The sequence below is a fragment of the Pseudoxanthomonas taiwanensis genome (genome assembly GCF_010093135.1).
Lineage (GTDB): Bacteria > Pseudomonadota > Gammaproteobacteria > Xanthomonadales > Xanthomonadaceae > Pseudoxanthomonas > Pseudoxanthomonas taiwanensis.
Genome location: NZ_PDWK01000073.1, coordinates 1 through 12,335 on the forward strand (window position 1 = coordinate 1; position 12,335 = coordinate 12,335).

Below are 12,335 nucleotides of genomic sequence, written 5' to 3' on the forward strand. Positions count from 1 at the left end.
CCGCCGCCGGTGCACCGGCGGCGGGCGCGGCCGCGCGCCGCCGCGCCTCGCGCTCGGCGGCGATGCGCGCCAGGCGCGCGGCGCGGGCACGGTGGCGTTCGCGTGCCGCCCAGGCGCTGCGCAGGCGCCGCTGCGCGGCCAGCAGCGGCGCGTCGGCCGGATCGTCCGCGCGCGCGGCGTAGTCCATCAGGCCCGCCTCCAGCGCGCCGTCCAGGTCGTCTTCCTGCAGCAGCGCCAGCAGGCGCAGCCGGTCGGGGGAGCTGCCCATCGCGCTTCAACGGTTGTGGAACTGCGGCTTGCGCTTCTCGAGGAAGGCGCGGGTACCCTCGCGCATGTCCTCGGTGGAGAAGAGCAGGGCGAACTGCGCGCTCTCGAACTCCAGGCCTTCCTCCAGCCCGCACTCGCCGCCGGTGACCACCGCGTCCAGCACGCCGCGCAGGGCCAGCGGGGCCGAGGCGGCCAGCTGCCGGGCCAGGGCCAGGGTCTGCTCCTCCAGCTCGGCCGCCGGCACCACACGGTTGACCAGGCCGAGCTGCAGGGCGCGGTTGGCGTCCACCTGGGCGCCCAGCAGGCACAGTTCCAGTGCCGCGGCGCGGCCGCACAGGCGCAGCAGGCGCTGGGTGCCGCCGAAGCCGGGGATCAGGCCCAGGTTCACTTCCGGCTGGCCCATGCGCGCGCCGTCGGCGGCCACCCGCAGGTGGCAGGCCATGGCCAGCTCCAGGCCGCCACCCAGGGCGTAACCGTTCACCATCGCGATGACCGGCTTGGGCATGCGCTCGATCCGGCGCATCAGGCGCTGGCCCAGCAGGGAGAACTCGCGGGCCTGGACCGCGGACAGGGCGCTCATCTCGGCGATGTCGGCACCGGCCACGAAGGCCTTGCTGCCGCTGCCGGTCAGCACCACCACGCGCACGGTCCCGTCCGCGGCCGCCTGCGTGAAGGCCGCGTCGAGGGCTTCCAGGGTCTGCCGGTTCAGCGCGTTCAGCTTGTCCGGGCGGTCGATGGTGAGGATGCGAACGGGGCCGTCGTCGCGGCCGAGGACGGGACTGGCCGTCATGGGATCTCCTGGTGCAAGGGGTCCGATGCGCGGCGCGGAACTTCCGTCCGTCGCCGCGGTCGCACAGCCACGGTCCGCCGTTGTGGCGGGCCGCCTGCGCGGCGGCTATCCTAGCGCGTCCGCCACCGCCGGGCCCGCGGGTCCGGCGTCAACCCCTTCCGGAGAAGACATTCAGATGAAGTTGCGTTCGATCGCGGTCGCCGTTGCGGCCCTCGCCTTTGCAGGCGGCGCCTTCGCCCAGGACACCACGTCCGAGAAGGGCAAGCTCAGCTACTACTTCGGCTACGACTACGGCAGCAATCTGGCCGAGCTCGCGGACCGCGGCGAGCAGCTGGATGTCAATTCGGTGGTCAAGGGCCTGCAGGACGCCATGGCCAAGAAGCAGCCGGCCATCACCGCCGAGCAGCTGCGCCCGGCGCTGGAGGCCTTCCAGAAGCGCGAACAGCAGCGCGCCGAGGAGGCCAAGCAGCGCTACGAGAAGATGGCCGCCGAGAACAAGGCCAAGTCCGACCAGTTCATGGCCGAGAACAAGGCCAGGGCGGGCGTGCAGACCCTGGCCAACGGCGTGCAGTACCGCGTGCTGGAGGCGGGCAACGGCGCCAAGCCCAACCAGTCCAGCACCGTGCAGCTGGAAGTGGCCGGTCCGTTCCCGTTCGGCCAGCGCCCGGAGCAGGCGCGTCCGCCGCAGCAGATCCCGGCCATCAAGGTCAGCGAGGTCGAGATGGCGGCCATGCGCGAGGTGCTGCTGCAGATGCCGGCCGGTTCCAAGTGGGAAGTGGCGCTGCCGCCGGACAAGGCCTACGGCGCCGACCCGCGCACGCCGTTCCCGCCGAACGTGGCGGTGGTGTTCGAGATCAAGCTGGTCTCGGTCAAGTAATCCGTCTTCAGGCTCCACGCGCTGCGCCGGCTTCGATGCCGGCGCAGCCGTTTCTGCGCCAGGCAGGCGGCCGCGTTCCGCGCTAGTCTCCCCTCCTGCATGCACGACCGCCCGTGAGTCCACCGGCTCCGTCCGCCGCCGCCCCTGCCAGCCCGTGCATCGGCCTGTGCCGGCTCGGCGACGACGGCCTGTGCGCCGGCTGCCTGCGCACGGGGGCGGAGATCGCCGCCTGGTCGCGCATGGCCGAGGTCGAACGCAGCTGGATCATGGAAACCGTACTGCCCGCACGCGAGCGCGAACTGCCCCCGTTCCTGCGGCGCCTGCCGGAACGGCCGCGGCTGGCCCGGGTGCTGCACCCGTTGCGTCGGCCCCCCGCCGATCCGGGCTGGAACCGCGCCGAGCTGGAGGACCTGCTGCCATCCGGCCTGGCCGAGGCCGCGGTGCTGGTGGGTCTGGTGCCGCGCGAGGACGGCACCTATGTGCTGCTGACCCGGCGCACCGACGGCCTGCGCCACCACGGTGGGCAGGTGAGCTTCCCCGGCGGCCGCATCGAGCCGGGCGATCCCGGCGTCCTGGCCGCGGCCCTGCGCGAGAGCGCCGAGGAGATCGCGCTGCCGCAGGCGCAGGTGGCGCCGCTGGGCTACCTGGACCCGTTCGTGACCGTCAGCGGCTTCCGCGTCACCCCGGTGGTGGCGGCGGTGGATCCGGGCTTCCGCCCGCAGCCGCACCCGGGCGAGGTGGCCGAGGTGTTCGAGGTGCCGCTGTCCTACCTGATGGCGCCCGGGCACCTGCGTAGCATCCCGATGGAGTACCGCGGGCGCACCCGCACCGTCCTGGAATACGACTGGCCGGCGCAGCGCATCTGGGGCGCGACCGCGGCCATCCTCTTCAACCTGAGGCGACGCCTGGAGGAGGGCAGATGACGCCCATGCACTGGACCACCCTGGTGGACGTGCCTGCGCTGGCGGCGCGGCTGGGCGATGCGCGGCTACGCCTGCTGGATGCGCGCGCGGTGCTCGCCGACCCGCAGGCCGGCGCCGCCGCCTTCGCCGCCTCGCACCTGCCCGGCGCGGTGCACGCCGACCTGGACCGGGACCTGTCCGACCATGGCGTGCAGGGCCAGGGCCGGCATCCGCTGCCTCGGGCCGACGCCTTCGCGCGGCGGGTGGGCCAGTGGGGCATCGGCCCGCAGCACCAGGTGGTGGTGTACGACGCCGGCGACGGCAGCATGGCCGCGGCGCGTGCCTGGTGGCTGCTGAGACTGCTGGGGCACGAACGCGTGGCCGTGCTCGACGGCGGCCTGGCCGCCTGGCGCGCGGCCGGCCTGCCCGAGACCGCGGACGCGGCGGCGCCGGACCCGCTGCCGCCGTATCCGGCCGCCGGCTTCGACGCCACGCGCATCGCCACCGCCGCCGAGGTGCTGCAACGCCTCGGCGAGCCACCCGGCTGGCTGCTGGACGCGCGCGGCGCCGAGCGCTTCCGCGGCGAGGTCGAGCCGATCGACCCGGTCGCAGGCCACGTGCCCGGCGCGCTCAACCGGCCGTTCACCGCCAACCTGCGCCAGGGGCGCTTCCGCCCGGCCGCCGAGCTGCGCGCCGAGCTGGAGCCGCTGCTGCACGGGCGGGCGCCGCGCGAGGCGGTGCTGATGTGCGGCTCGGGCGTGACCGCCTGCCACCTGCTGCTGGCCTTCGAACACGCCGGCCTGGGCGGGGCGCGGGTCTATCCCGGCTCCTGGAGCGGCTGGATCGCCGATCCGTCGCGGCCGGTCGCGCGCGGCGCGGCCTGAGCGCGCCGCGCGCCGCGTTCAGACCAGCATCCCGCCCGAGGCCTCGATGCGCTGGGCGTTGATCCAGCCCGCGCCCGGCGCCAGCAGCGCGGCCACCGCGCCGCCGATGTCGTCCGGCTGCCCGGTGCGGCCCAGCGCGGTCTGCGCGGCGACCCAGGCATTGAGCTCGCGGTCCTGGCGCAGGCGGCCGCCGCCGAAATCGGTCTCGATCGCGCCCCGGGGCCAGCGTGTTGACCCGGATCCCGCGCGCGCCGAGCTCGCGCGCCAGGTAGCGGGTCAGCACCTCGACCGCGCCCTTCATCGCCGCGTAGGCGGACGCGCCGGGCACGCTGAAGCGGGCCAGGCCGCTGGACACGTTGAGGATGCGGCCGCCGTCGGCGATCAGCGGCAGCAGGGCCTGGCTCAGCAGGTACGGGCCCTTGAAGTGGATCCGGTACATCGCGTCCAGCTGCTCGGCGGTGGTTTCGGCGAACGGCACGTGCAGGCCGGTGCCGGCGTTGTTGACCAGGTGGTCGAAGCGCGCCAGGCCCCAGCCGGCCAGCACCTCGCGCACCTGCGCGGCGAAGGCGGGGAAGCCGCCGACCTCGCCCACGTCCAGCGGCAGGACCGCCACCCGGCGGCCCAGGCCGCGCAGTTCTGCGGCCACGGCCTCGGCCGCCCCGGTCTGGCGGTGGTAGGTCAGGATCAGGTCGTGGCCGGCGCGGGCCAGGTGCGTGGCGGCGCTGCGGCCCAGGCCGAGGCTGGCGCCGGTGATCAGGGTGACGGGGGCGGGGGAAGCGCTCATGGCCGTGCTCCGTGGGGTGGGGAGTGGGCACAGGTTATTGGTCGCAGGCTGGCTGATAAACCGGACGTAATTGGTTACGTTGTTCGCAAGGGAAGAACAATAAGAACAATCATGGACTGGCTCACCCAGTACCGGATCTTCGCGCGCGTGGCCGAGCTGGGCGGCTTCACCCGCGCCGCCGACAGCCTCGGTCTGCCCAAAGCGAGCGTGTCGGCGGCGGTGCGCCGGCTGGAGGCGGCGCTGGGTGCGCAGTTGTTTCTCCGCACCCCCAGGCGGGTGCGGCTGACCGCCGACGGCGCCGCGTTCCTGGAGCGCTGCCGCGACTTCCTCGGCGAGGCCGAGGAGCTGCACACCATGTTCCGGCGCGAGGCGCGCCAGCTGGGCGGGCGGGTGCGGATCGGCATGTCGGCGGGCATGGCCCGGCACCTGGTCCTGCCGCGCCTGGGCGCGTTCCTGGAGGCGCACCCGGGGCTGCAGATCGAGCTGGGGGCGAGCGAGCGGCGGGTGGACCTGGTGCGCGAAGGCTACGACTGCGTGGTGCGCACCGGCGAGGTGGCCGATCCCAGCCTGGTGGCGCGCCGGCTCGGCGTGGTGCCGGTGGTCAGCTGCGCCAGTCCGGCCTACCTGGCCCGGCATGGCGTGCCGCGCACGCTGGAGGACCTCCGGCGCGGCCACCGCCTGGTGCAGTTCACGGTGGCCTTCGGGCACCGCCCGGAGGGGTTCGAGTACCCGCTGCCCGGTGGCGGCCACGCGACCCTGGAGCTGCCCGGCGCGGTCACCGTGGACGGCGGCGAGGCCTACGTGGGCGCCGCCCTGGCCGGCCTGGGGCTGATCCAGGTGCCGCGCTTCGCGGTGCGCGAGGCGCTGGCCGACGGCCGCCTGGTGGAAGTGCTGCCGGAGCTGCCGGCCGCGCCGATGCCGGTCAGCCTGCTGTACCCGCTGCAGCGGCACACGCCGCGGCGGGTGCGCGAGGTGATGGACTGGCTGGCCGGGGTGCTGGCCGAGCACCTCGACCCGCCGCGCTGAGTCCGCGCCTTCAGCGCTTGCCCAGCCTGGCCAGCAGGGCGCGCAGGCCGGCCTGGGTGTCCGGGTCGTACCAGCCGTCCACGAAGCGGTCCAGGTGCAGGTTCTCGGGGTCGAGCGCGCGCACCAGGTCGGCGCGGGCCAGGGCGCGGGTCTGCAGCATCGGCGCGCGCGGCAGGCGCAGCAGCGGCTCCAGCCAGGCCAGCGCGCGTGGCACCACTTCCTCCATCGTGGCCAGCTCGTCCACCAGGCCGATGCGCAGGGCCTCCTCGTCGGGGACCATGGCGCCGGACACCAGCAGGCGCTCGGCGCGGTGCTGGCCGACCACGCGGCGCATCAGGTGCTGGGCGCCGTCCGGCACGGCCAGGCCGACCTGGGTCTCGTTCATGCCGATGGTGAAGGGCCTGGCCGGGTCCGGCGAGCGCGCCATCACCCGGTAGTCGCAGCACAGCGACAGCACGCAGCCGCCCGCCGGGGCGTGTCCGGTGATCGCAGCCACCACGGGGATGCGCAGTCCGGCCAGGGCGCGCGCGGCGCCGAAGAACGCGCCCCAGGCGGCGTGCAGGGCGTGGCGGTCCTCGCCCAGCGACATCAGGTAGGGCACGTCCAGGCCGGCGGAGAAGATGCCCGAGGCGCCGGACACCACCACCGCATCCATGTCCTCGGCCACGGCCTGGTCCAGGCCGGCGATCAGTGCGCGGCACAGCGCCGGATCCAGAGCGTTGACCGGTGGGCGCGCCAGGCGCAGTTCGCGGATGCGGCCGTGGTCGATGGTCTGCACGGAAGAGGTCATGGAGCGGTCCGGAATGTGGCGGGATGGGCCGGTATCATAGGCGCATGGACATCCGAAACCTCCTGCCGGCCGCGCTGCTGGCCCTGGCCGCCTCCGTTCCCGCGTCCGTCCGTGCCGCCACGCCGGGCGACGGCAAGCCCGCCGGCGCCTGCGTGCGCATGGAGCAGGGCTGGATCCGTCTCCCGCCGGCGCCGCGGCCGATGCTGGCCGGCTTCGGCCGCATCGCCAACGGCTGCGGCCGGGCGCAGGCCGTGGTGGCCGCGCGCAGCCCGGTCTTCGCCGAGGTCTCGATCCACGAGACCACCGTGGTGGACGGGGTCAGCCGCATGCGCGAGCTGGAAAAGCTCGCCCTGCCGGCCGGCGGCGAGGCCGTGCTGCAGCCGGGCGGTCTGCACCTGATGCTGATGCAGCCGCGCGGGGCGGTTGCCGCCGGACAGCGCGTGCCGCTGGTGCTGGGGCTCGAGGACGGCGCCGAGGGGGCGGCGGAGCTGGGGGTGGGCGCGGGCGCGCCCGGCGGCCGGGACGGGCACCAGGACCACCACCACGGCCACTGAAGGCAACGCCCCGCGTGGATGGGGCCTGCGACGGAACGTAAGGGGGGGTGACATGAACGCAACCATGGAGGGCAGCCGGCCGCGCGCCATCCTGCTGGCCAGCGACCTGGGCCCGCGCAGCGACCGCGCACTGGACCGTGCCGTGCTGCTGGCGCAGGCGTGGGACGCGCGCCTGGTGGTGGCGCACGTGGTCGAGGGCGACCCCGTCGCGGCGGAGGCGATGCTGTTGCGCGATCCGCCTTCCTGGTACCGCGGCACCGACCCGGTGCGCGCCGCCGAAAAGCAGCTGCTGGACGACGCCTCCGCCCGCGGCGTGCAGGTCACCCTGCGGGTGGAGCGCGGCGGGCCGGTCGCCACGCGCCTGCTGCAGGTGGCGGACGAGGAGGGCTGCGGCCTGGTCGTGGCCGGCGTGGCGCGCGCCGGTGGCCTCGGCCGCCTGGTGCCGGGCTCGACCGTGGACCAGCTGGTGCGGCGCTCCAGGCTGCCGGTGCTGGTGGTGCGCCGGCGCACCCACGGGCCGTACCGGCGCATGGCGGTGGCCAGCGACTGGTCGCCGTCCTCGGAGCACGCCTTCCGTACCGCCGTGGCGCTGTTCCCGGACCTGGCCATCAGCGTGCTGCACGGCTACGAAGTGCCGATGGCCGGGCTGGTCGATGGCGGCCGCGACGAACTGCTGGCCACCGCGCAGGCCGACGCCCTGGCCGAGGGCCAGGCCTTCCTCGAGCGCTGCCGGCCGCCGGCCGGCGCCAGCGCGGTCAGCCTGGTGGTCGAGCGCTGCGATCCGGCCATCCTGCTGGGCCTGTACGCCGGGCAGTACCCGGTGGATCTGGCGGTGGTCGCCTCGCATGGCCGCAGTGCCGTGTTCGACATCCTGCTCGGCAGCACCGCCCAGCGCATGCTGGAAGCCTCGCCGGTGGACACACTGGCGGTGCGCGACCCCCGCGCCACCCCTTCGCTGTAGGAGCCGCGTCCGCGGCGACCCGGCCGGCGTCTGCCATGCCCGCGTTCAACGCGGACGTGGCCGGGACCGCCGCCAACCGGGGCGCGGGGAGGGGGCATGCCTGCGCAAGGCGACGGGCATCCGCAGGCGTTGCGTCGGGCACCGCCTGCGGATGCCCCGTCCGGGCCGCCGCGGACGCGGCGCCCGCGGGGATGCACGCCAGGCAGCGGGCACCGGCCGTGCCGGCGGTTCAGGCGGCGACCGCGGCGCGGATCGCCTCGGGCAGCGGGGCGCTGCGCCCGGTCCGGGTGTCCATCCACACCACCACGACGTTGCCGTCCGAGTACAGCACCGACTCGTCCTTCTGGTCGAGGATGCGGTGGCCGATGGTCACGCTGCTGTTGCCGACGCGCTCGACGAACAGCTCCACCACGATGTCGTTGGGCCACACGATCGGGGCGCGGTAGTTGACGTTGGTGGCCGCCACCACCGGTGCGATGCGGTCGCTCATGGACACGCCGGGCACGGTGTTCATCCAGCGCACGCGCGCCTCCTCCAGGTAGGAGACGTATTTGGCGTTGTTGACGTGGCCCATGGCGTCCATGTCGCGCCAGCGCACGCTGATGGGCACGCGTGCCAGCACGCGCGGTTGCGGGTGGGGGTTGGGCTGGGTCATGCGGTCTTGGTCTTGCATGGGTAATTCCTAACCTTTCCGGACCAGAATTGGACGTAGTTCCTGGATCGAGATCTGCTTGAGAAGCTTGTACAGCAAAGGTTGCAGGTTCTCGTGCCGATGATTGTACCGGTAGCAAACTTCGGCCAGGTACAGATGGAAGTATTGCCGGGGCACGCCACGGTACATGTAGAGCCAGTTCTTGGCGTAGCTCCAGAAGCCCTCGATGCCGTTGATGTGATCTCGCCCGGCAGGCCGACCCTTCTCCTTGCGGATCATCACGTGTTCGCCGCGCAGCTTCAGCGTGGCATAGGCCTGCCACTCGTCGGTGTAGTAGAGCGCGCCTTCCCGGGTGTGCGCCTCGATCTCGCGCATGATCGATGCCCGGTCATGGGCCGGGATCGGCATCGCCTTGACGCAGCCGTTGCGCTTGACGAGCCCGAACACGATCACCTTGCCCGCAGCGCCCCAGCCCCGCTTGCCCTTGCGGGCGCCACCGAAGGTGGTCTCGTCGCACTCGATGGCGCCTTCGAACGGCTCGCGCAGTTGCTCCACCAGCGCACAGCAGCCACGCACCAGTCGGTGGAACCGCTCCCGCGAGACCGCGCTGGTATCGGACAGGAACCGCTGCCGGTACGACGGCACGCCCAGCACGAACAACTCCAGCAGGCGTGCCTTCGTCGCTGTGGGCAGTCGTACCGAGTCCCACACCGACGTCCACGTGAAACGCAGCCCGCAGGCGCGGCACTTCAGACGTCCGTCCCCCGGGCGATAGTGCCGACAACCTGCACATCCGGGACATCGCTTCATGACCAAATCCTCTCAGATTTGGTCCGGTTTGCTTAGGAATTACCCTTGCATGGGGATTTCTGCGCCTTGCGCGGGGGCAGGGCCGGATCGCGGGCCACGGCCGCAGGCTTGCTGCCGCGCGCCCTGGTGTCCGGCAGCAGCTTGGCCAGGAACCGGCCGGTGTAGGAGGCCGGGTTGGCGGCGATCTCCTCCGGGGTGCCGGTGGCGATGATCTGGCCGCCGCGCTGGCCGCCCTCCGGGCCCAGGTCGATGACCCAGTCGGCGGTCTTGATCACGTCCAGGTTGTGCTCGATGACCACCACCGTGTTGCCCTCGTCGCGCAGGCGGTGCAGCACGCCCAGCAGGTGCTCGATGTCGTAGAAGTGCAGGCCGGTGGTGGGCTCGTCGAGGATGTACAGGGTGCGGCCGGTGTCGCGCCGTGACAGCTCCTTGGACAGCTTCACGCGCTGCGCCTCGCCGCCGGACAGGGTGGTCGCGCTCTGGCCGAGCTTGATGTAGCTCAGCCCCACGTCCACCAGGGTCTCCAGCTTGCGGGCGATGGCCGGGACGTTCTCGAACAGGCGCAGTGCCTCCTCGACGGTCATCTCCAGCACGTCGTGGATGCTGTAGCCCTTGTAGAGGATCTCCAGCGTCTCGCGGTTGTAGCGCTTGCCCTGGCACACGTCGCAGGGCACGTACACGTCCGGCAGGAAGTGCATCTCGACCTTGATCAGGCCGTCGCCCTGGCAGGCCTCGCAGCGGCCGCCGCGCACGTTGAAGCTGAAGCGGCCCGGCGAGTAGCCGCGCGCGCGCGCCTCCGGCACCTGCGCGAACAGCTCGCGGAGCGGCGTGAACAGGCCGGTGTAGGTGGCCGGGTTGGAGCGCGGGGTGCGGCCGATCGGCGACTGGTCGATGTCCACGACCTTGTCGAACAGGTCCAGCCCCTCGATCTCGCGGTACGGCGCCGGTGTGTGCGAGGCCCCGTTGATCTCGTTGGCGGCCAGCGCGAACAGGGTGTCGTTGATCAGCGTGGACTTGCCCGAGCCGGACACGCCGGTGACGCAGGTGAACAGGCCGGCCGGAATCTCCAGGTCCACGTTCTTGAGGTTGTTGCCGCAGGCACCGTACAGGCGCAGCGTCATCTTCGGGTTGGGCCTGTGGCGCCTGGCCGGCACCTCGATCTTCCGCTTGCCGGACAGGTACTGGCCGGTGAGCGAGCGCGGCGACTTGATGATGTCCTGCAGGGTGCCCTGGCCGACCACCTCGCCGCCGTGCGCACCGGCGCCCGGGCCGATGTCCACGATGTGATCGGCGGCGCGGATCGCATCCTCGTCGTGCTCGACCACGATCACGGTGTTGCCCAGGTCGCGCAGGCGGGTGAGGGTGGCCAGCAGGCGCTCGTTGTCGCGCTGGTGCAGGCCGATGGACGGCTCGTCCAGCACGTACATCACGCCGACCAGGCCCGCGCCGATCTGGCTGGCCAGGCGGATGCGCTGGGCCTCGCCGCCGGAGAGGGTGTCGGCCTTGCGCTCCAGGGTCAGGTAGTCCAGGCCGACGTCCACCAGGAAGCCCAGGCGCTCGTTGATCTCCTTGACGATCTTGGCGGCGATCTCGCCTCGCCAGCCGGACAGCTTCAGCGAGCGGAAGAACTCCAGCGCCTCGCCCACCGGCAGCACCACCAGCTCCGGCAGCGAGCGGTCGGCCACGAACACGTTGCGCGCGGCGCGGTTCAGGCGCGCGCCGCCGCACTCCGGGCATGGCCGCTCGCTGATGTAGCGGCCCAGCTCCTCCTGCACCGCGGGCGACTCGGTCTCGCGGTAGCGGCGCTCCAGGTTGGGAATGATGCCCTCGAAGCGGTGCCTGCGCTGGGTGCGGCCGCCGGCCTCGGTGAGGTAGGTGAAGGTGATGACCTCCTCGCCGCTGCCGTACAGCACCGCCTGGCGCACGTGCTCGGGCAGCTCGTTCCACGGGGTGTCCACGTCGAAGCGGTAGTGCCGCGCCAGCGAGTTGATCAGCTGGAAGTAGTAGGCGTTGCGGCGGTCCCAGCCGCGCACCGCGCCGGCGGCCAGGGACAGCTCCGGGTGCGCCACCACCCGCGCCGGATCGAAGAATTCGGCCACGCCCAGGCCGTCGCAGGACGGGCAGGCGCCTATCGGCGCGTTGAAGGAGAACAGGCGCGGCTCCAGCTCCGGCAGCGAGTAGTCGCACAGGGGGCAGGAGTAGCGCGAGGAGAACAGCTGCGGCGGCGCGGCCGGGTCGTCCATGGACATGACCATGGCCATGCCGTCGCCCAGCTTGAGCGCGGTCTCGAACGACTCGGCCAGGCGCTGGCGGATGTCCTCGCGCGGGCGGAAGCGGTCCACCACCGCCTCGATGGTGTGCTTCTGGCGCAGGGCCAGGGCCGGCACCGCGTCGATCTCGTACAGCTCGCCGTCGACCCGCACCCGCACGAAGCCCTGGGCGCGCAGCTGCTCGAACACCTGCACGTGCTCGCCCTTGCGGTCGCGCACCACCGGTGCCAGCAGCATCCAGCGCCGCTCCGGGTCCAGGGCCAGCACCTGGTCCACCATCTGGCTGACCGTCTGCGCCTCCAGCGGGTAGCCGTGATCGGGGCAGCGCGGGGTGCCCACCCGGGCGAACAGCAGGCGCAGGTAGTCGTAGATCTCGGTGATGGTGCCGACCGTCGAGCGCGGATTGTGCGAGGTGGACTTCTGCTCGATCGAGATGGCCGGGGACAGGCCCTCGATGTGGTCCACGTCCGGCTTCTCCATCACGCTGAGGAACTGCCGGGCGTAGGCCGACAGCGACTCGACGTAGCGGCGCTGGCCCTCGGCGTAGATGGTGTCGAAGGCCAGCGAGGACTTGCCCGAGCCGGACAGGCCGGTGATCACGATCAGCCGGTCGCGGGGCAGGTCGATGTCGATGTTCTTGAGGTTGTGCGTCCGCGCGCCGCGGATCTTGATGCTGTCCATCAGTGTGGGGCCTGCGGAAGCGAATGAGCCAGCCTAGCGAACGGGGCCGGCACGGGCAATTGGCCCAGGACGGGGCGCCGCCCTGTC

12 protein-coding genes and 1 pseudogene are annotated in these 12,335 nt (G+C 72.7%); 6 read left to right on the forward strand and 7 right to left on the reverse strand.

What is annotated here, in order from left to right; genetic code table 11:
- Together CR938_RS12120 and CR938_RS12125 are read right to left on the reverse strand one after the other, a co-directional pair.
- A partial coding sequence (locus CR938_RS12120; protein WP_162125263.1) for a hypothetical protein occupies positions 1-268 on the reverse strand: 268 nt, incomplete at its 3' end.
- 6 nt (positions 269-274) lie between these two features.
- Positions 275-1,057: an enoyl-CoA hydratase/isomerase family protein gene (locus CR938_RS12125; protein WP_162125264.1), complete on the reverse strand. Its 783-nt coding sequence runs from the start codon at positions 1,055-1,057 to the stop codon at positions 275-277.
- A 175-nt stretch (positions 1,058-1,232) separates the two neighbouring features.
- Between CR938_RS12125 and CR938_RS12130 the strand changes: the two genes are divergently transcribed.
- From CR938_RS12130 to CR938_RS12140, 3 genes are all read left to right on the forward strand, one after another.
- Positions 1,233-1,934: an FKBP-type peptidyl-prolyl cis-trans isomerase N-terminal domain-containing protein gene (locus CR938_RS12130; RefSeq protein WP_162125265.1), complete on the forward strand. Its 702-nt coding sequence runs from the start codon at positions 1,233-1,235 to the stop codon at positions 1,932-1,934.
- Positions 1,935-2,047: 113 nt separating this feature from the next.
- On the forward strand, positions 2,048-2,857 hold the full coding sequence (locus CR938_RS12135) for a CoA pyrophosphatase (protein ID WP_162125266.1): 810 nt from the start codon (positions 2,048-2,050) through the stop codon (positions 2,855-2,857).
- Entirely contained in the window at positions 2,854-3,720 is an 867-nt protein-coding gene (locus CR938_RS12140) for a sulfurtransferase (RefSeq protein ID WP_162125267.1), read from the forward strand. The genes CR938_RS12135 and CR938_RS12140 overlap by 4 nt, the downstream gene beginning before the upstream one ends.
- Positions 3,721-3,738: 18 nt before the next feature.
- Here the strand turns inward: CR938_RS12140 and CR938_RS12145 are convergent.
- A pseudogene (locus CR938_RS12145) lies at positions 3,739-4,504 on the reverse strand (SDR family NAD(P)-dependent oxidoreductase).
- A 111-nt stretch (positions 4,505-4,615) separates the two neighbouring features.
- Here CR938_RS12145 and CR938_RS12150 point away from each other — a divergent pair.
- Positions 4,616-5,530: a LysR family transcriptional regulator gene (locus CR938_RS12150; protein WP_162125268.1), complete on the forward strand. Its 915-nt coding sequence runs from the start codon at positions 4,616-4,618 to the stop codon at positions 5,528-5,530.
- Between the two features lie 10 nt (positions 5,531-5,540).
- Here the strand turns inward: CR938_RS12150 and CR938_RS12155 are convergent, their stop codons facing one another.
- Positions 5,541-6,320, reverse strand: a complete 780-nt coding sequence (locus CR938_RS12155; protein ID WP_162125269.1) for an enoyl-CoA hydratase/isomerase family protein — start codon at positions 6,318-6,320, stop codon at positions 5,541-5,543.
- 44 nt (positions 6,321-6,364) lie between these two features.
- Here CR938_RS12155 and CR938_RS12160 point away from each other — a divergent pair, with 44 nt between their 5' ends.
- Both CR938_RS12160 and CR938_RS12165 read left to right on the forward strand, forming a co-directional pair.
- On the forward strand, positions 6,365-6,874 hold the full coding sequence (locus tag CR938_RS12160) for a copper chaperone PCu(A)C (RefSeq protein ID WP_162125270.1): 510 nt from the start codon (positions 6,365-6,367) through the stop codon (positions 6,872-6,874).
- Between the two features lie 52 nt (positions 6,875-6,926).
- On the forward strand, positions 6,927-7,835 hold the full coding sequence (locus tag CR938_RS12165) for a universal stress protein (RefSeq protein ID WP_246191086.1): 909 nt from the start codon (positions 6,927-6,929) through the stop codon (positions 7,833-7,835).
- A 229-nt stretch (positions 7,836-8,064) separates the two neighbouring features.
- Here CR938_RS12165 and CR938_RS12170 read toward each other — a convergent pair whose 3' ends face one another.
- From CR938_RS12170 to uvrA, 3 genes are read right to left on the reverse strand one after another with little or no spacing between them, the layout of a single operon-like run.
- Positions 8,065-8,490 carry an acyl-CoA thioesterase gene (locus CR938_RS12170; protein WP_162125273.1) on the reverse strand — a complete coding sequence of 142 codons (426 nt, stop codon included), beginning with the start codon at positions 8,488-8,490 and terminating at the stop codon, positions 8,065-8,067.
- A 27-nt stretch (positions 8,491-8,517) separates the two neighbouring features.
- Complete coding sequence (locus CR938_RS12175) at positions 8,518-9,297, reverse strand: IS1595 family transposase (protein WP_281350275.1); 780 nt, start codon at positions 9,295-9,297, stop codon at positions 8,518-8,520.
- 32 nt (positions 9,298-9,329) lie between these two features.
- Complete coding sequence (uvrA, locus tag CR938_RS12180) at positions 9,330-12,248, reverse strand: excinuclease ABC subunit UvrA (RefSeq protein WP_162125271.1); 2,919 nt, start codon at positions 12,246-12,248, stop codon at positions 9,330-9,332.
- Positions 12,249-12,335: the final 87 nt, after the last annotated feature.

What these genes read in the sequence shown, in the direction of transcription:
- CR938_RS12125 (WP_162125264.1), bottom strand. Translation starts at nt 1,057, where the DNA reads ATGACGGCCAGTCCCGTCCTCGGCCGCGACGACGGCCCCGTTCGCATC.
- CR938_RS12130 (WP_162125265.1), top strand. Translation starts at nt 1,233, where the DNA reads ATGAAGTTGCGTTCGATCGCGGTCGCCGTTGCGGCCCTCGCCTTTGCA.
- CR938_RS12140 (WP_162125267.1), top strand. Translation starts at nt 2,854, where the DNA reads ATGACGCCCATGCACTGGACCACCCTGGTGGACGTGCCTGCGCTGGCG.
- CR938_RS12150 (WP_162125268.1), top strand. Translation starts at nt 4,616, where the DNA reads ATGGACTGGCTCACCCAGTACCGGATCTTCGCGCGCGTGGCCGAGCTG.
- CR938_RS12155 (WP_162125269.1), bottom strand. Translation starts at nt 6,320, where the DNA reads ATGACCTCTTCCGTGCAGACCATCGACCACGGCCGCATCCGCGAACTG.
- CR938_RS12160 (WP_162125270.1), top strand. Translation starts at nt 6,365, where the DNA reads ATGGACATCCGAAACCTCCTGCCGGCCGCGCTGCTGGCCCTGGCCGCC.
- CR938_RS12165 (WP_246191086.1), top strand. Translation starts at nt 6,927, where the DNA reads ATGAACGCAACCATGGAGGGCAGCCGGCCGCGCGCCATCCTGCTGGCC.
- CR938_RS12170 (WP_162125273.1), bottom strand. Translation starts at nt 8,490, where the DNA reads ATGACCCAGCCCAACCCCCACCCGCAACCGCGCGTGCTGGCACGCGTG.
- CR938_RS12175 (WP_281350275.1), bottom strand. Translation starts at nt 9,297, where the DNA reads ATGAAGCGATGTCCCGGATGTGCAGGTTGTCGGCACTATCGCCCGGGG.
- uvrA (WP_162125271.1), bottom strand. Translation starts at nt 12,248, where the DNA reads ATGGACAGCATCAAGATCCGCGGCGCGCGGACGCACAACCTCAAGAAC.